Genomic DNA, 16,668 nt, shown 5'->3' on the forward strand with positions numbered 1-16,668 from the left:
AGGGTGTCAACCCTGTGGATAACTCACCGGGGATCGACGGGGATCGGGGCGGGATGGATTCGTACGACGACAGGGGTGTCGAGAGCGGGAACGGGGGCGTCGGGCCAGGGCCGGCGCAGCGCGAGGACGCGTCGTCCGACGGCGCCGGTCGGGGGCCGGGTCCAGGTCCCCGTGGCGGCATGGCTGCCCTGTCACTTCCTTACCAGATCGTCGCCGTGATCGCACTGTCGGCCATCGGGCTGGTCGCCTGCACCCAGCTGGCCATGGTGTTTCTGCACGTCGCACCCTCCAACACCCTGACCAAGCAGCACGGCAAAGCGGTCGACGACTGGATCTACCCCGAGTTCGAGCAGAACTGGAAGCTCTTCGCCCCGAACCCGCTTCAGCAGAACGTGGCCATTCATGTGCGAGCCGAGATAGCCGGCGCCGACGGCCGCCACACCACCTCCTGGATGAGCCTTTCCGGTGAGGACGGCAAGGCGATACGCGGCAATCCGCTCCCCAGCCACATCCATCAGAACCAACTCCGTCGCGGCTGGGACTTCTATCTCAGTTCTCATGACAACGAGAACCGGGCGAATGGCCTGCGCGGTGAGTTCTCCGAGCGCTACATCCGCCGCATCGCGATGCGGCGCCTCGGCGAACACGACTACGGCGGCACCGTCGAGCGCATCCAGATGCGTTCCGACACGCGGACCGTCGCGGCGCCCGGATGGAGCGAGGAGAAGATCAGTACGAGTCCGTCCTACCGGGTGCTGCCGTGGTGGACCGTAACCTCCGCCGACCTCCCCGAGAACGCCGAGGAGGCAGGCAAGTGAGTACGTTCACCTTCGACCGCAAGCTCGGACGCGGCATCCAGCGCATTACTTCCTCCGCCCTGGGCCCGTACCAGAGCGCCGTCATCCGGATCGGTTTCTCCGCCACCTATCTGCTGTTCCTGCTGCGCGAACTGCCGCACCGCCACGAGATGTACGGACCCGACGCCCCGTGGCGCTGGGACATGGCGCAGCAGCTCATATCGGGCAATCAAGCCTTCACCACGCTCATGTGGTCGGACAGCACGGTCTGGTTCGAGATCGTGTACACGGTTGCTCTGCTCTCTGCCGCGCTGCTGATGGTCGGCTGGCACACCCGCGCCGTGTCGGTCCTCTTCATGGTCGGTGTGCTCTCCCTGCAGAACCGCAGCATTTTCATGGGCGACGGCGGCGACAACGTCATCCATCTGATGGCGATCTATCTCGTGCTGACGCGCTGCGGGCAGGTCTGGTCGTTGGATGCGCGGCGTGCGGCCCGTGTCGGCCGTCCGGCAGAGGCGGATGCGGAAGACGATGGTCCGCGGCGTTCGGTGCGGGGGAATGCGGCCGGTCCGGTTCTCTGGGTGGTGCTCGGCCTGGTTCTGACCGTGGCAACCGTGACAGACGGCCTCGGCGGCACCTGGTGGCTGCCGGTTCTCTTCTGGGTCCTCTGGGTTGGTCAGGGTGCCTGGTGGGCTGTGAATCGCTACGCGCCGCACAGCGAAGCGCGCACCCTGCTGGATGTCGTCGCCAATCTTGCCCACAACGCGACCCTCGTCGTGATCATGGCCGAGGTCTGTCTGATCTATGCGACGGCAGGGTGGTACAAGATCCAGGGTTCGCGGTGGCAGGACGGCACGGCGCTGTACTACCCGCTCAAGCTCGACTACTTCACGCCCTGGCCCGGGCTGTCGGACATCCTCGCGTCCAGCGGTGTCATGGTGATGCTGCTGACGTACGTCACGGTCATCTTCCAGGTCGCCTTCCCCTTCACCCTGTTCAACCGGCGGGTCAAGAACGTCCTGCTCGTCGCCATGATGTGTGAGCACGTCGGCATCGCCCTGCTGCTCGGGCTGCCGTTCTTCTCGATGGCGATGATCGCCGCCGACTCTGTCTTCCTGCCGACCGTCTTCCTGGTGTGGCTCGGCGGCCGGGTGACCCTCGGGCGGGAGCTGCTGTTCTCACGCAGGGGCAAGGTGCCGGGGCAGCGGCATGCCGTCGATGACGAGGAGGCCCCGCAGCACAGCGGCGACGGGGGCCATACGCTCGTGGGGTGAGTAGTGAGAGCGGCAGCAGTGGCAGCACCGGTAGTACCGGTAGTACCGGTAGTACCGGTAGTACCGGTAGTACCGGTAGTACCGGCGGGGATTCATTGACCGAAGAGTCCATAGGGCTCGGACTCGAACCGTCCGTCGCATCCGTACCGGCGGCGGAACCGATGCAGTACGACGACGGATTCGGGACGGAGATCGGCGTCGGGCCGCATCCGCTGCCCTGGCCCGTGGACGAGCAGTACGACCCCGAGCTGCTGGCCCACGGCGACCGGCGCAACGTGGGCGACGCCTACCGGTACTGGACGCGGGAGGCGATCGTCGCCGATCTGGATCTGCGGCGGCACGACTTCCATGTGGCGGTCGAGAACTGGGGCCACGACTTCAATATCGGTTCCGTGGTGCGCACCGCGAACGCCTTTCTCGCCAAGGAGATCCACATCGTGGGGCGGCGGCGCTGGAACCGGCGCGGTGCGATGGTCACCGACCGGTACCAGCATGTGCGGCACCACCCCGACACGGAGTCGCTGACCGCGTGGGCGGCGGCGGAGGGGCTGCCGATCATCGGGATCGACAATCTGCCGGGGGCGGTACCGCTGGAGCGGACCGACTTGCCGCGGCGGTGTGTGCTGCTCTTCGGGCAAGAAGGGCCCGGGCTGACCGAGGAGGCCCGCAAGCACGCGGCGATGGTGTGTTCCATTGCGCAATTCGGGTCGACGCGGTCGATCAATGCGGGGGCTGCGGCTGCGATTGCCATGCATGCGTGGGTGCAGCGTTATGCGGAGATACCGGGGGCGGGGCGGGAGTAGCGGCCTGGGCCCGGCCCGGCGTTCTGAGGTAGGTGGGGCGGCGGGTGCAGGTGGGACGCTTGCGGCGGGTCTGTTCCCCTAACCGCCCCTCCCCGTAACCGGGGGCTTCGCCCCCCCGGCCCCCCGCTCCTCAGACGCCGGAGGAGCTGGAGGGAAGCCCGGAGGGCTGCGAGAGCTGGGAGGGGGAGCAGGGGCAGGGCAGGAGGGGGCGAGAGATGGACGAGAGAGACGGACGAGCCGGGAAGGGCAGGGCTGGGATTACGCCTGGCGGCGGACTTCCACCATGCGGAAGCGGCTTGCTACGAAGGCTCCGTCACACAGGGCTGCGTTCGCTGCAGGGTTGCCGCCCGAGCCATGGAAGTCGGAGAACGCCGCGGTCTGGTTGACGTACACCCCGCCGGTCAGGTTCAGCGAGAGCTGGGCCGACTCTTCCAGGCAGACGTCCTCCACCGCGCGCTCCACCTCCGGTGAGGTGGTGTACGCGCCCACTGTCATCGCGCCCTTGTCGCGGATCGTGCGGCGGAGCAGTTCCACGGCGTCGGCTGTCGAGTCGACCGCTACCGCGAAGGAGACCGGTCCGAAGCACTCCGACAGGTAGTGCTCCTCGTCGTCGGGCTTGGTGCCGTCCAGTTTGACGACAACGGGGGTGCGGACCACGGCGTCGGGGAATTCCGGGTTGGCCACCTCGCGGGATGTCAGGGCGACTTCGCCCAGCTCCGCAGCCGCCTCCAGGCGGTGCTTCACATCGGGGTTGACCAGGGCGCCGAGCAGTGCGTTCGCCCGGGCGTCGTCGCCCAGCAGTCCGTTGACCGCGGCGGCGATGTCGTCGACGACCTCGTCGTACGTCTTGTCGCCGGCATCGGTCGTGAAGCCGTCCCGGGGGATCAGCAGGTTCTGTGGGGTGGTGCACATCTGGCCGCTGTAGAGCGAGAGGGAGAACGCCAGGTTGGCGAGCATGCCCTTGTAGTCATCGGTGGAGTCGAGGACGATCGTGTTGACTCCGGCCTTCTCCGTGTAGACCTGGGCCTGGCGGGCGTTGGTCTCCAGCCAGTCGCCGAAGGCGCTGGAGCCGGTGTAGTCGATGATCTTGATCTCGGGGCGGACCGCGAGGGTCTTTGCGATGCCTTCGCCCGGCCGTTCGGCCGCCAGGGCTACCAGGTTGGGATCGAAGCCCGCATCGACGAGCACCTCGCGGGCCAGCTGCACCGTGAGCGCGAGCGGAAGCGCGGCGCGCGGGTGCGGCTTGACCAGGACGGGGTTGCCGGTGGCCAGGGAGGCAAAGAGGCCCGGAAAGCCGTTCCACGTGGGGAACGTGTTGCAGCCGATGAGGAGCGAGATGCCGCGCGGTGCCGCGGTGAACGACTTGTGCAGTTGGAGCGGGTCGCGCTTGCCCTGCGGCTTGGACCAGTCGGCGCTCTGCGGGGTGCGGATCTGCTCCTCGTACGCGTACGCCACCGCCTCCAGGCCCCGGTCCTGGGCATGCGGGCCGCCCGCCTGGAACGCCATCATGAAGGCCTGGCCGCTGGTGTGCATCACAGCGTGGCCGAACTCATGGGTCCTGGCACTGATCCGCGCCAGGATCTCCAGACAGACCAAGGCCCTGGTCTCGGGGCCCGCCGCACGCCAGGCGGCCATTCCCGTACGCATCGCCGGAAGCAGGACGTCCAGGTCGGCGTGCGGATATTCGACGCCGAGCTCCGGCCCGTACGGAGAGATCTCTCCGCCCGTCCAGCCGTCGGTGCCCGGCTGGCCGAGGTCGAGCCGGGTGTGCTGAACGGCCTCGAAGGCTGCCTTGCCCTCGGCGGCGCTCAGGCTGCCGGGGGCGCCGCCCTCGCCGTATGCCTTCGGATGCTCGGGGTGCGGGGACCAGTAGGCGCGCGTACGGATCGCGTCGAGGGCCTGGTCGAGCGTGGGGCGGTGCTTCTCGGACAGCAGGTGTGGGGAGAGCTCGGCGGCCATGACGGACCAACTCCTCATCGAGCTGGGCAGGGACGGGCGGACAGAGTTAGAGTAACCGAACGATCGGTCGGGACAAGGGGGCCCGCCAAACCTGTGGACAACTCGTAGGGGAGGATCGCGGACATGACCACGGCCAAGCGGGACACGTACACCCCGGAGACTCTGCTCACCGTCGCCGTCCGTGTCTTCAACGAGCGTGGCTACGACGGCACATCCATGGAGCACCTCTCCAAAGCGGCGGGCATCTCCAAGTCGTCCATCTATCACCATGTCGCGGGCAAGGAGGAACTGCTCCGGCGTGCGGTCAGCCGGGCACTGGACGGCCTCTTCGGAATCCTCGACGAGCCGGGAGCGGGGCGGGGGCGTGCGATCGAGCGGGTCGAGTACGTCACCCGTCGCACCGTCGATGTGCTGATAGCCGAACTGCCCTACGTCACGCTGCTGCTGCGCGTACGGGGCAATACGAAGACCGAGCGCTGGGCCATGGAGCGGCGGCGCGAGTTCGACCATCGGGTCACCGATCTGCTCAGGGCGGCGGTCGCGGACGGCGATCTCCGCTCCGACGTGGACATACGGCTGGTGACACGGCTGCTTTTCGGGATGGTCAACTCCCTGGTGGAGTGGTACCGGCCGCAACCGGACGGCGGCGTGGATGGGGAGCGGCTGGCGGACACGCTCGTCCGGGTGGCCTTCGAGGGGATGCGGTCCAGCCGCTGAGCCGTTGACGGCCGGGCGGGTCCAGATCACGATTCTTCGGCATGACCGCTGTCTTGGGTGCTCCTGTTTTGCGTGTTCCCGGGATCCTGTCCGCTGCCGTGCTGCTTGCGGCCGTGTCGCTGACCGGATGCAGTGGAGGCGACGGTGACGGAGGGGCCGGCGCGGACGGACGCGGCGGCCGGAGTGCGACCGAGGCTGCGGCGCCGGACGATTTCGGCTGTCTGACGTCGAAGGAGGCGAAGGCTGCTTCTCTCACCTTCAAATCCGCGGACGGGACCGGGACGGGCGCCTATGTACCGGGCGGTGCGAACGGCGGTGGGACCGGCGCGGGGATCGTACTCGCGCACCAGTCCGACGGCACGGCCTGCCAGTGGAAGGACAACCGACGAACTGCACCGGGCCGGCTATCGGGTGCTCGCGGTCAATTCGGCGGGCCAGGAGATCTCCGAGATCGTCGGGGCGGCCGGGTACCTGCGCGGCAAGGGCGCGAAGAAGCTGCTGCTGATGGGGGCGTCCAAGGGAGGTACCGCCGTGCTCACCGCCGCGCCCGCGATACGGCCACAGCCGGACGCGGTGATCGCGCTCTCCGCGCCGACGGTGTACTCCGCAATGAACGCGCTGGACGCGGTCCCGAAGCTGACCGCGCCGGTGCTCTACATGGCCGCCGAGTACGACGAGTCCTTCGGGGAGGATGCGAAGGCGCTGAACAGGGCCGGCACCAAGGCGTCGGAGCACAAGCTGGTCTACGTCAAGGGTGCGGGCGAGCACGGGGTGGCGCTGCTCAACAGCGTGAAGAACTGGGCCACGGTCCGGGCGTTCATCGAGAAGTACGGTTCCTGAAGAAGTTCCGGTCTTCATTTGGATTACTGGTTCATGGTTACTGATTCCGGTCAGGTGAGCTCAGTGGGTCTGGCCGGGCCCGGGGCCAGGTCCGTCTCCTCGAACACCAGAAGTGTGCGGGTGGAGAGCACCTCAGGGATGGCCTGGATCCTGGTCAGGACCAGCTCGCGCAGCGACCGGTTGTCCGGGGTGTGCACCAGCAGCAGGACATCGAAGTCGCCGCTGACCAGTGCGATATGCGCGGCCCCCGGCAGCGCCTGGAGCTGCTCGCGCACGGTGCGCCAGGAATTCTGGACGATCTTGAGAGTGATGTACGCGGAGGCGCCCTGCCCCGCCCGCTCATGGTTCACGCGCGCGCCGAAACCGCGGATCACGCCGTCGTCGATGAGCCGGTTGATCCGGGCATACGCGTTGGCCCGGGACACATGGACGCGATCGGCCACCGATCGTATAGAGGCACGGCCGTCCGTCTGGAGCAGTCGCAGGATGTCGCGGTCGATGGCATCGAGCGGGCGCGCGGGCGGAACCTGGCCGGAGTTCTCGCCCCCGTCGGCCATTTGTTCAGCTGACATGTGCCCGCGCCTCCCTGTCCTGGACGACCTGCCCCTATCCCAGGCTGTGGAGAACCGTTTGTCCACAGGCTGAAGGTGCCTGTAGCCAAAATGCGCTCACGACCGAACAATCGGTAGGTGAGGCACACCACATCCGTGCCTCGGTCAGTGCTCGACATTTCGATGTATTTCGACACCCCTCGATATCGGACGATCCCCCGATGTCGCCAGACGCCGCTCGAAAACCCCCTCGATGCCAGGAGGTGCTTGTCATGACGGTCCAAGAGCTGCCCGGCGCGGCCGCTTACCGGCCCACACCGCCCCCGGCCTGGAAGCCGCTCACCGATCCCGCGCCGCTGCTCCCGGACCCCGAGCCGTACCGTGTGCTCGGTACGGACGCCGTGGCCGATGCCGACCCCGAGCTGCTGCTGCGGCTCTACGCGGAGCTGGTGCGCGGCCGGCGGTACAACGCGCAGGCCACCGCTCTCACCAAGCAGGGCCGGCTCGCTGTCTACCCGTCGAGCACGGGGCAGGAGGCCTGCGAGATAGCAGCCGCGCTGGTTCTGGAGGAGCGTGACTGGCTCTTTCCCAGTTATCGCGACACGCTGGCGGCCGTGGTGCGCGGCCTGGACCCGGTCGAGGCACTGACGCTGCTGCGCGGCGACCGGCACACCGGTTACGACCCGCGCGAGCACCGCATCGCCCCGCTCTGCACCCCCCTCGCCACTCAGCTGCCGCATGCGGTGGGCCTGGCACACGCGGCGCGCCTCAAGGGCGACGACGTGGTGGCGCTGGCCATGGTCGGTGACGGCGGGACCAGCGAGGGCGATTTCCACGAGGCGCTGAATTTCGCGGCCGTCTGGCGGGCCCCGGTCGTCTTCCTTGTACAGAACAACGGCTTCGCGATCTCTGTACCGCTGGCCAAGCAGACTGCCGCTCCGTCCCTGGCGCACAAGGCCGTGGGATACGGGATGCCGGGACGGCTTGTGGACGGCAATGATGCGGTCGCCATGCACCAGGTCCTCGGTGAGGCGGTCGCACGGGCTCGGAGCGGCGGTGGTCCGACGCTGGTCGAGGCGGTGACGTACCGCATGGATGCCCATACGAACGCCGATGACGCCACGCGGTACCGCGTCGACAGCGAAGTGGAGGCGTGGCGTGCGCACGATCCGATCCAGCTCCTGGAGCGGGAGCTGACCGGGCGCGGGTTGCTCGGCGACGACGGGATCGAGGAGGCGCGCGCGGCCGCGGAGGGGATGGCTGCCGCTCTGCGCGAGCGGATGAATGCCGATCCGGTGCTCGACCCGATGGATCTCTTTGCCCATGTGTACGCGGAGCAGACCACGCAACTGCGGGAGCAGGCCGCCCGGTTGCGTGTCGAGCTGGAGGCCGAGCAGGGCCAGCACGGCCACAACGACCTGGAGGAAGGGCGATGACCACGGCAGCGGCGTCGGCTGGAGAGCGGACGGCGAAGGCCAAACCCGCCACCATGGCGCAGGCGCTCGGGCGAGCGCTGCGCGACTCGATGGCCGAAGACCCGACGGTGCATGTCCTCGGCGAGGACGTCGGCACGCTCGGTGGGGTCTTCCGGATCACCGACGGTCTGGCGAAGGAGTTCGGCGAGGACCGTTGCACGGACACCCCGCTGGCCGAGGCGGGCATCCTCGGCACGGCCGTCGGCATGGCGATGTACGGGCTGCGGCCCGTGGTGGAGATGCAGTTCGATGCCTTTGCCTATCCGGCGTTCGAGCAGCTCATCAGCCATGTCGCCAAGATGCGGAACCGGACGGCCGGTGCCATGCCGTTGCCGATCACGGTCCGGGTGCCGTACGGCGGCGGGATCGGTGGCGTCGAGCATCACAGCGACTCCTCGGAGGCGTACTACATGGCGACGCCCGGCCTCCATGTCGTCACGCCCGCCACGGTCGAGGATGCGTACGGGCTGCTGAGGGCATCGATCGCCTCCGACGATCCTGTGGTCTTCCTGGAGCCGAAGCGGCTCTACTGGTCGAAGGCGGACTGGTCGCCCGAGGCACCGGTGGCCGTGGAGCCGATCGGACGGGCTGTCGTCCGCCGGCCCGGGCGCAGCGCGACGCTGATCACGTACGGGCCGTCGCTGCCGGTCTGTATGGAGGCTGCGGAAGCGGCCGTCGAAGAGGGCTGGGATCTCGAAGTCGTCGACCTGCGCTCACTGGTGCCGTTCGACGACGAGACCGTCGCCGCTTCCGTGCGGCGTACGGGGCGCGCCGTCGTCGTCCATGAGTCCTCCGGTTTCGGCGGTCCGGGCGGCGAGATCGTGGCCCGGGTCACCGAGCGCTGCTTCCATCATCTGGAGGCGCCGGTGCTGCGGGTCACCGGGTTCGATATTCCGTATCCGCCGCCGATGCAGGAGCGGCACCATCTGCCGGGCGTGGACCGGGTGCTCGACGCGGTCGCCCGCTTGCAGTGGGAGGCGGAGAGCTGATGCCTCAGGTATTCGAATTCAAGCTGCCGGACCTCGGCGAAGGGCTCACCGAGGCGGAGATCGTGCGCTGGCTGGTGGAGGTCGGCGATGTCGTCGCCATCGACCAGCCGGTCGTCGAGGTCGAGACGGCCAAGGCGATGGTGGAGGTGCCGTGCCCTTACGGGGGCGTGGTGACCGCGCGGTTCGGCGAGGAGGGCACGGAACTTCCGGTCGGGGAGCCGCTGTTGACGGTGGCGGTTGGGTCCGAGGGAGCCTTGGGGTCCGTGGGATCGGCGGGCTCGGGGGCCGGTTCGGGCGGGGCGGGTTCCGGCTCCGGTTCCGGGTCCGGTGAGGCGGAGGCATCCGGCAATGTTCTGGTCGGATACGGGACGGGCGCACCGGTGGCGCGCCGTCGACGGGTCCGTCCCGAGGCGATGGCGGCGCCTGTTGTCGCACATGTGACGGCTGCGGCTGCGGTTTCTGCGGCTGTTCCGGACGCGGCGCAGGGGCCGGTGGCCGTCGTTTCCCCGCTGGTGCGGAAACTGGCGCGGCAGCATGATCTTGATCTGCGGCAGCTGGCGGGTTCCGGGCCCGACGGGCTGATCCTGCGGTCCGACGTCGAATCCGCGATCAGGGCAGTCGCAGAGGGGGCGGCGGCTCCCATGCCGACCTCGGTGCCGGAGTCGGTATCGGAAGCGACGTCGCTGCCTCCGGTGCAGTCGTCGGTGGCGCAGAAGGCTGCGAGTCCGGCCGTGGAGCGGATTCCGCTGCGCGGTGTACGGGGCGCGGTCGCCGGCAAGTTGGTGCGCAGCCGCCGGGAGATCCCCGATGCCACGTGCTGGGTCGACGCCGACGCCACCGAGCTGATGGCGGCCAGATCCGCGATGAACAGGGCCACTGGTCCGGCCGCCGGGTCCAAGGTTTCGGTGCTCGCCCTGCTGGCGCGTATCTGCACCGCTGCACTGGCCCGGTTCCCCGAGCTCAACTCCACGGTCGACCTGGAAGCGCGGGAGATCGTGCGGCTGCCGGAGGTTCATCTCGGGTTCGCGGCCCAGACGGAGCGGGGCCTGGTTGTCCCTGTCGTACGGGATGCGCAGACCCGGAACGCGGAGTCGATCGGGGCCGAGATCGCCCGGCTGACCGAGGCGGCCCGGACCGGGAGGCTGACCCCGGCGGAGCTGACCGGCGGCACGTTCACGCTGAACAACTACGGGGTGTTCGGAGTCGACGGTTCGACTCCGATCATCAACCACCCGGAGGCGGCGATGCTGGGCGTCGGCCGGATCGTGCCCAAGCCGTGGGTGCACGAGGGCGAGCTGGCCGTACGCCAGGTCGTCCAGCTCTCGCTGACCTTCGACCACCGGGTCTGCGACGGCGGTACGGCCGGTGGCTTCCTGCGCTACGTGGCCGACTGCGTGGAACAACCGGCGGTGCTGCTGCGCGCGTTGTAGGCGGGAAGGGGCGCGGGCTCCCGTTTCCTCCCCTCGCTGATCCACTGGATTGCGGACGGGGAGATCAACGGGAGGCTGCGGCCCGCATACTCGGATGCATGACCGCATATGACGCCATCGTCCTTGCCGGAGGGGCCGCCAAGCGGCTCGGCGGCGCCGACAAGCCCGGAATCCGGGTCGGTGGCCGCGCGCTGCTCGACAGGGTGCTGGCGGCCTGTGCCGATGCGTCGGCCACCGTGGTGGTGGGCGGGCGGCGGCCCACCGTGCGCGCAGTGACCTGGACGCGCGAAGAACCTCAGGGCGGAGGCCCGTTGGCCGCGCTCGGCGCCGGGGTCCGGTGCACCGCCGCGGAATGGGTTCTCGTACTCTCCGCCGATCTGCCGTTCCTCGGGGAGAGCGCGGTCGGAGCGCTGCTGGCCGCCGCCGGTGGCGGGCAGCGGGACGGGGTCCTGTGTACCGATCAGGACGGTCGCGACCAGCCTCTCGTCGCCGCGTACCGTGCCGAACCGCTGCGCCGCGAGCTAGCCCTGCTCGCCACTGAGCACGGCAGTCTGTCCGGACTTCCCCTGCGGTTGCTGACGAATGAACTCGACCTTGCCCGGGTGGGTGCCGGTCCCCTCGCCTCCTTCGACTGCGACACCTGGGAGGACATCGCGTCGGCCCGTGCTCGTATCAGAGAGCATGGGACCGTGCTGGACGAATGGATCACCGCAGTCAAGAACGAACTGGGCATCGAGCTCGACGTCGACACCGACGTCCTGCTCGATCTCGCCCGTGACGCCGCCCACGGCGTCACCCGGCCCGCCGCGCCCCTGACGACCTTCCTGGTCGGGTACGCGGCGGCGAAGGCGAGCAGCGACGGCGACGGCCCGGCGGCGGTGGCCGAGGCCGCCCGCAAGGCTGCTGCGCTCGCACTTCGGTGGGCGGACGAGAACGAGACGCAATGACAGCCCATAACGGCAGGTCCGACCCGCCTTCGGCGGCCGGCGTTGCGTCGATGGGCGTCGGGCCCTCGGCAGGCGTGGTGCCCTCGGCAGGTGTCGGGACTTCGGCCCGTGACCATCCGGAGTCGGCCGACTGCGTGCTGGAGTCAGGTGATCGGTCGTCGGCCTTCAACTCCTCCTCGACGGTCGGTTCGTCTTCGGTGGCCAACCCGCCGTCAGCGGTCAACTCGCCCTCGGCGAATGACCGTCCTCCGGCGGCGCATCGGGGCCCGACTCCTGACGAGCTGCGGGCCGCCGAGGAGGACAGGGCTGTTGAACAGGCCCTCGCTCTGGTCGGGCGTCAGTCGTCGGACGAGCCCCGCCCCGCACGTCGACCTCAGTCCGTGGATCAGCCCCACACTGCGGATCAGCCCCACTTCATGGACTTTGGCCCCTTGGGGCAACCGAACTCCACGGACCTGCCCCGCCCCACGGAAAGACTCGCGTCCGCATCCCAGTTTCTGCCCTCGCCCCCGAACCGGAGCGCCGACCGCCCCCATGGGCGTGACCGGCGCAGTCGGGCGACGCCCTGGCGGGAGGCGCGTGCCCTCGCCGCACGGTCGGGCCGGGACGCTCCCGCCCGCGTCCGGCGACGCCCCCTCGACCAGGCGCTCGGACACGTACTCGCCGAGCCGCTCGTCGCGCTCACCGACCTGCCGTCCTTCGACACCTCCGCCATGGACGGCTGGGTCGTCACCGGACCCGGGCCGTGGACCATCCGCAAGGTCGAAGGAGCCGGAAACGAGAAGGGTTCCGGGGACACGGATGCAGGTCCACGCCCAGCCCAGGATCTGGGCATCCTTGCCGGGCACAGCACCCCCGCCACGCTCCCCGACGGCGAGGCCGTACGGATCGCCACCGGCGCCCGCATCCCGGCGGATGCCAATGCCGTGATCCGCAGCGAACACGCTCACGTGGACGAGGCCAAGGGGCTGCTCCACGCGAAGCATCAGGTGCTCCCCGGACAGGACATCAGGCCCCGTGGTCAGGAATGCCGTTCCGGCGATCAACTCCTGCCCGCCCGGGCCCTGGTGACGCCCGCTGTCCTCGGTCTGGCCGCCGCCGCCGGGTACGACGAGCTCGTCATCGTCCCCCGCCCTCGCGTCGATGTCCTTGTCCTCGGTGACGAACTGCTGACCAGCGGTCTGCCGCACGACGGGCTGATCCGTGACGCGCTCGGCCCGATGATCGGCCCCTGGCTGCGCGCGCTGGGAGCAGATGTCTCCGCCCCGCAGCGCCTCGGCGACGACGCGGAGGCCCTCCGTCGCGTCCTCACCACCTCCGACGCCGATCTGGTCATCACCACCGGCGGTACCGCCTCGGGCCCTGTCGACCACGTCCACCCGGTCCTTGCCGAGATCGGGGTCGAGTTGCTGATCGACGGCGTCGCGGTCCGCCCCGGTCACCCGATGCTGCTGGCCCGGCTCAAGATGGAGGGTTCAGACGTGGGCCCGTATCTCGTCGGACTGCCCGGCAATCCCCTGGCCGCCGTCTCCGGGCTCCTCACACTCGCCGAGCCTCTGCTCCGCGGGCTGGCCGGCCTTGCGCCGGAGGCGCCGTACCGGGTCGTCGTACGCGACGAGGTGCACGGGCACCCGCACGACACCCGTCTTGTGCCTGTCGTCCACCGCACAGGCACCACCGGCTACCTCGGCGACGCGCGAACCGGCAGCGGTGCCGAGCACGTCGTACCGCTGCACTACAACGGTCCGGCGATGCTCCGAGGAGTTGCCGCGGCGGACGGACTGGCCGTCGTGCCACCGGGCGGGGTACGGTCCGGCACCGAGGTAGAGATTCTCGACCTACCGTGGGCCTCGGCGACGCCGTGGACGGAAGGGTGTTTCACGTGAAACTTCCCGGCCACGATGCGATGGCCAGGCGCGCCGACGAGCATGTCGCGCCCACGCGGGTGCAGCTCCCGCGCAGGGTCGTCACCGGACCGGCGCGGCAGGTCGCCAAGCGGCTGATGATGGCGTTGATGGTGCTGGTCGCCACCGTGCTGATCGTCTGGCTCGACCGCAGTGGATATCACGACGCCGCCGATGACAACGTCGACCTGCTGGACGCGGTGTACTACGCGACGGTCACCCTCTCCACCACCGGGTACGGCGACATCACCCCGTACGGGGACGGCGCCCGGCTCACCAATGTGGTGCTCGTGACACCGCTGCGGGTGCTCTTCCTGATCATCCTGGTCGGCACCACTCTCGAGGTCCTTACGGAACGGACCCGGGAGGACTTTCGGCTGAAGCGTTGGAGAACCAACTTGCGTGACCACACCGTTGTCGTCGGCTTCGGCACGAAAGGCCGTTCGGCCATCCAGACCCTGCGGGCCACCGGCCTGAAGAAAGAACAGATCGTCATCGTCGACCCGGCGACCAAGGTGATAGAGATTGCCAACGCCGAAGGGTTCGTGGGCGTGGTCGGCGATGCGACGCGCAGTGAGGTGCTGTTGAGGGCCGAGCTCCAGAAGGCGCGTCAGATCATCATCGCCACCCAGCGCGACGACACGGCGGTGCTGGTGGCGTTGACTGCGCGCCAGCTCAACCGCGGCGCGAAGATCGTCGCCGCGGTGCGCGAGGAGGAGAACGCTCCGCTGCTCCGGCAGTCCGGCGCCGACGCCGTGATCACCAGCGCCAGCGCGGCGGGCCGGCTGCTCGGCCTCTCCGTCCTCAGCCCCAGCGCGGGCACGGTGATGGAGGACCTGATCCAGCAGGGCAGCGGTCTCGATCTCGTCGAACGGCCGGTGATAAAGGCCGAGGTGGGCAAGAGCGTCCGGGAGACCGACGATCTCGTGGTCAGCGTGTTGCGCGGGCATCGGCTGATCGGATACGACGATCCGGCGGCCAGTCCGCTCCAGTTGACGGACCGTTTGATCACCATCGTGCGTGCCTCGAACGAACCACTGCCGATCAACCCGGCTACGGGCACGCCGCGCCCGTAGCCGGGAATCGCGCCGCGCACGTAGCGGGCGTCGCCAAGGCACGGTTCGCTTCCACCGGCCCGGCCCGCTGCCCAAGGTGTCGCCCGGCCCCGTCCACACGGTGTCGCCCGCCTCCCGGCGCCACGGCGTCGCCGGGCCCGCGCCACGGAGTAGCCTCGCCGCCATGTATGCGATCACGATCCCCGAACCCGGTGGCCCCGAGGCGCTCGTATGGGCCGAGGTGCCAGATCCGGTAGCCGGCGAGGGCGAGGTCCTTGTCGATGTCGTGTCCAGCGCTGTCAATCGCGCCGACGTGCTGCAACGGCAGGGGTTCTACAACGCGCCACCCGGCGCGTCCCCGTACCCGGGCCTGGAGTGCGCGGGCCGCATCTCGGCGATCGGGCCCGGTGTCACCGGCTGGTCGGTCGGCGACGAGGTGTGTGCGTTGCTCGCAGGCGGCGGTTACGCGGAGAAGGTCGCCGTCCCCGCAGGGCAGCTGCTGCCCGTACCGGACGGAGTCGACCTGACTCAGGCCGCGGCGCTGCCCGAGGTGACGGCCACGGTCTGGTCGAACGTGTTCATGGTGGCCCATCTGCGCCCCGGCGAAACGCTGTTGGTGCACGGCGGGTCCAGCGGCATCGGCACGATGGCGATCCAGCTCGCCAAGGCAGTGGGCGCACGGGTCGCGGTGACCGCGGGCGGACCGGAGAAGCTCGAGCGCTGCGCGGAGCTCGGGGCCGACATCCTGATCGACTACCGGGAGCAGGACTTCGTCCAGGAGCTGCGCACGGCGACGGACGGGGCCGGTGCGGATGTCATCCTCGACATCGTCGGCGCGAAGTACCTGGAGCGGAACGTGAAGGCACTCGCCGTCAACGGCCGCCTGGCCATCATCGGCCTTCAGGGCGGCGCCAAGGGCGAGCTGAATCTGAGTGCTCTCCTGAACAAGCGGGCCGCCATCACCGCGACCTCGCTGCGTGGCCGTCCGCCCGCCGAGAAGGCCGCCATCGTCGCCGCCGTACGCGAGCACGTCTGGCCGCTGATCGCCGACGGTTTCGTCCGGCCGATCGTGGACCGCACGCTGCCGATGCAGGATGCCGCCGAGGCTCACCGGGTGCTGGAGTCCAGCGCACACATCGGAAAGGTGCTTCTGCAGACACCCGCGGGCTGACGCGCCGCCTTCCCGCACCGCGCAGGAAAAGGCCCGGCACACAGGTCGTTGACCATGTGCGCCGGGCCTTGGCGTTGCTCTGTGATCGAGGTGTGCGAACCAATTGCGATGTACGGACTAGAGATACGGGCCCGACCGGAGGGCCCCGTGCTGGTCCCCGCTGCCGTCCTCGTCCTCGTGTCCGCTTCCCGGTGGAAGGGCGCGCCGCATCTGCTCCAGCTGGGCCCGTGCCGCCATCTGCTGGGCGAACAGCGCCGTCTGGATGCCGTGGAAGAGGCCCTCCAGCCAGCCCACCAACTGGGCTTGTGCAATCCGGAGTTCCGCCTCGGAAGGCACCGACTCCTCGGTGAACGGCAGGGAGAGCCGCTCCAGCTCCTCCACCAGCTCCGGTGCGAGGCCGTCCTCCAGCTCCTTCACGGAGCTTGCGTGGATCTCCTTGAGCCTTACCCGGCTTGCCTCGTCGAGAGGAGCCGCCCTGACCTCCTCCAGGAGCTGCTTGATCATGCTGCCGATGCGCATGACCTTCGCGGGCTGTTCGACCATCTCCGTCACCGGGACCTCACGCGATTCGTCGTCAGTGCCACCGCCGCCGATCGCCATGCCGTCCTGCCCCACTACGAGGACTTGGGGGTGCTCCTGCGACCGTTCATTCCTCGGCATCTCCATGGCGCCATTGTCTCGCACACCTGCCGTACAACACGGTGGTGCCCCCGCAAACGGTTGATCCACCGTTTGCGGGGGCACCGAATCAGCCGG

15 protein-coding genes are annotated in these 16,668 nt (G+C 69.1%); 12 read left to right on the forward strand and 3 right to left on the reverse strand.

The genetic code is table 11. The features are described 5' to 3' along the window. Window positions 1–53: 53 nt before the first annotated feature. From ABTZ94_RS00310 to ABTZ94_RS00320, 3 genes are all read left to right on the forward strand, one after another. On the forward strand, window positions 54–818 hold the full coding sequence (locus tag ABTZ94_RS00310; protein WP_351196124.1) for a DUF5819 family protein: 765 nt from the start codon (window positions 54–56) through the stop codon (window positions 816–818). Beyond that, window positions 815–2,071: an HTTM domain-containing protein gene (locus tag ABTZ94_RS00315; protein ID WP_502967150.1), complete on the forward strand. Its 1,257-nt coding sequence runs from the start codon at window positions 815–817 to the stop codon at window positions 2,069–2,071. The genes ABTZ94_RS00310 and ABTZ94_RS00315 overlap by 4 nt, the downstream gene beginning before the upstream one ends. Window positions 2,072–2,232: 161 nt before the next feature. Next, window positions 2,233–2,874 carry a TrmH family RNA methyltransferase gene (locus ABTZ94_RS00320; protein ID WP_351196126.1) on the forward strand — a complete coding sequence of 214 codons (642 nt, stop codon included), beginning with the start codon at window positions 2,233–2,235 and terminating at the stop codon, window positions 2,872–2,874. 258 nt (window positions 2,875–3,132) lie between these two features. Here ABTZ94_RS00320 and paaN read toward each other — a convergent pair whose 3' ends face one another. Continuing rightward, a complete protein-coding gene (gene paaN / locus ABTZ94_RS00325) occupies window positions 3,133–4,833 on the reverse strand; it encodes a phenylacetic acid degradation protein PaaN (protein WP_351195946.1) in 1,701 nt (566 codons plus the stop codon). A gap of 123 nt (window positions 4,834–4,956) precedes the next feature. On the opposite strand from paaN, the gene ABTZ94_RS00330 reads away from it, so the two are divergent. Next, the gene (locus tag ABTZ94_RS00330) at window positions 4,957–5,550 is read left to right on the forward strand and encodes a TetR/AcrR family transcriptional regulator (RefSeq protein WP_351195948.1); all 594 of its coding nucleotides are present in this window, start codon (window positions 4,957–4,959) and stop codon (window positions 5,548–5,550) included. A gap of 411 nt (window positions 5,551–5,961) precedes the next feature. Continuing rightward, a complete protein-coding gene (locus ABTZ94_RS00335; protein ID WP_351195950.1) occupies window positions 5,962–6,390 on the forward strand; it encodes an alpha/beta hydrolase family protein in 429 nt (142 codons plus the stop codon). A gap of 50 nt (window positions 6,391–6,440) precedes the next feature. On the opposite strand, the gene ABTZ94_RS00340 is transcribed toward ABTZ94_RS00335, so the two are convergent. Continuing rightward, the gene (locus tag ABTZ94_RS00340) at window positions 6,441–6,947 is read right to left on the reverse strand and encodes an Lrp/AsnC family transcriptional regulator (RefSeq protein WP_502967154.1); all 507 of its coding nucleotides are present in this window, start codon (window positions 6,945–6,947) and stop codon (window positions 6,441–6,443) included. A gap of 266 nt (window positions 6,948–7,213) precedes the next feature. On the opposite strand from ABTZ94_RS00340, the gene pdhA reads away from it, so the two are divergent. The 7 genes from pdhA to ABTZ94_RS00375 all read left to right on the forward strand — a co-directional run bounded on the left by pdhA (window position 7,214) and on the right by ABTZ94_RS00375 (window position 15,912). Continuing rightward, a complete protein-coding gene (gene pdhA / locus ABTZ94_RS00345) occupies window positions 7,214–8,377 on the forward strand; it encodes a pyruvate dehydrogenase (acetyl-transferring) E1 component subunit alpha (protein ID WP_351195954.1) in 1,164 nt (387 codons plus the stop codon). Next, entirely contained in the window at window positions 8,374–9,405 is a 1,032-nt protein-coding gene (locus ABTZ94_RS00350; protein ID WP_351195956.1) for an alpha-ketoacid dehydrogenase subunit beta, read from the forward strand. Before pdhA ends, ABTZ94_RS00350 begins: the two co-directional genes overlap by 4 nt. After that, window positions 9,405–10,835: a dihydrolipoamide acetyltransferase family protein gene (locus ABTZ94_RS00355; protein WP_351195958.1), complete on the forward strand. Its 1,431-nt coding sequence runs from the start codon at window positions 9,405–9,407 to the stop codon at window positions 10,833–10,835. Before ABTZ94_RS00350 ends, ABTZ94_RS00355 begins: the two co-directional genes overlap by 1 nt. Before the next feature lie 98 nt (window positions 10,836–10,933). Then, window positions 10,934–11,782 carry an NTP transferase domain-containing protein gene (locus ABTZ94_RS00360; RefSeq protein WP_351195960.1) on the forward strand — a complete coding sequence of 283 codons (849 nt, stop codon included), beginning with the start codon at window positions 10,934–10,936 and terminating at the stop codon, window positions 11,780–11,782. Between the two features lie 416 nt (window positions 11,783–12,198). Continuing rightward, window positions 12,199–13,668 carry a molybdopterin molybdotransferase MoeA gene (locus ABTZ94_RS00365; protein WP_351195962.1) on the forward strand — a complete coding sequence of 490 codons (1,470 nt, stop codon included), beginning with the start codon at window positions 12,199–12,201 and terminating at the stop codon, window positions 13,666–13,668. After that, entirely contained in the window at window positions 13,626–14,762 is a 1,137-nt protein-coding gene (locus tag ABTZ94_RS00370; RefSeq protein WP_351195964.1) for a potassium channel family protein, read from the forward strand. Before ABTZ94_RS00365 ends, ABTZ94_RS00370 begins: the two co-directional genes overlap by 43 nt. A gap of 163 nt (window positions 14,763–14,925) precedes the next feature. Next, a complete protein-coding gene (locus tag ABTZ94_RS00375; protein WP_351195966.1) occupies window positions 14,926–15,912 on the forward strand; it encodes an NAD(P)H-quinone oxidoreductase in 987 nt (328 codons plus the stop codon). A gap of 117 nt (window positions 15,913–16,029) precedes the next feature. On the opposite strand, the gene ABTZ94_RS00380 is transcribed toward ABTZ94_RS00375, so the two are convergent. Next, entirely contained in the window at window positions 16,030–16,578 is a 549-nt protein-coding gene (locus ABTZ94_RS00380) for a bacterial proteasome activator family protein (protein ID WP_351195968.1), read from the reverse strand. Window positions 16,579–16,668: the final 90 nt, after the last annotated feature.

It is taken from the genome of Streptomyces sp. NPDC002785 (genome assembly GCF_040295565.1).
Taxonomy (GTDB): Bacteria; Actinomycetota; Actinomycetes; order Streptomycetales; family Streptomycetaceae; genus Streptomyces.

Coding starts and splice junctions, on each gene's coding strand:
- ABTZ94_RS00330 (WP_351195948.1), top strand. CDS start 4,957: ATGACCACGGCCAAGCGGGACACGTACACCCCGGAGACTCTGCTCACC.
- ABTZ94_RS00320 (WP_351196126.1), top strand. CDS start 2,233: ATGCAGTACGACGACGGATTCGGGACGGAGATCGGCGTCGGGCCGCAT.
- ABTZ94_RS00380 (WP_351195968.1), bottom strand. CDS start 16,578: ATGGAGATGCCGAGGAATGAACGGTCGCAGGAGCACCCCCAAGTCCTC.
- ABTZ94_RS00365 (WP_351195962.1), top strand. CDS start 12,199: ATGGACTTTGGCCCCTTGGGGCAACCGAACTCCACGGACCTGCCCCGC.
- ABTZ94_RS00310 (WP_351196124.1), top strand. CDS start 54: ATGGATTCGTACGACGACAGGGGTGTCGAGAGCGGGAACGGGGGCGTC.
- paaN (WP_351195946.1), bottom strand. CDS start 4,833: ATGGCCGCCGAGCTCTCCCCACACCTGCTGTCCGAGAAGCACCGCCCC.
- ABTZ94_RS00350 (WP_351195956.1), top strand. CDS start 8,374: ATGACCACGGCAGCGGCGTCGGCTGGAGAGCGGACGGCGAAGGCCAAA.
- pdhA (WP_351195954.1), top strand. CDS start 7,214: ATGACGGTCCAAGAGCTGCCCGGCGCGGCCGCTTACCGGCCCACACCG.
- ABTZ94_RS00360 (WP_351195960.1), top strand. CDS start 10,934: ATGACCGCATATGACGCCATCGTCCTTGCCGGAGGGGCCGCCAAGCGG.
- ABTZ94_RS00340 (WP_502967154.1), bottom strand. CDS start 6,947: ATGGCCGACGGGGGCGAGAACTCCGGCCAGGTTCCGCCCGCGCGCCCG.
- ABTZ94_RS00375 (WP_351195966.1), top strand. CDS start 14,926: ATGTATGCGATCACGATCCCCGAACCCGGTGGCCCCGAGGCGCTCGTA.
- ABTZ94_RS00355 (WP_351195958.1), top strand. CDS start 9,405: ATGCCTCAGGTATTCGAATTCAAGCTGCCGGACCTCGGCGAAGGGCTC.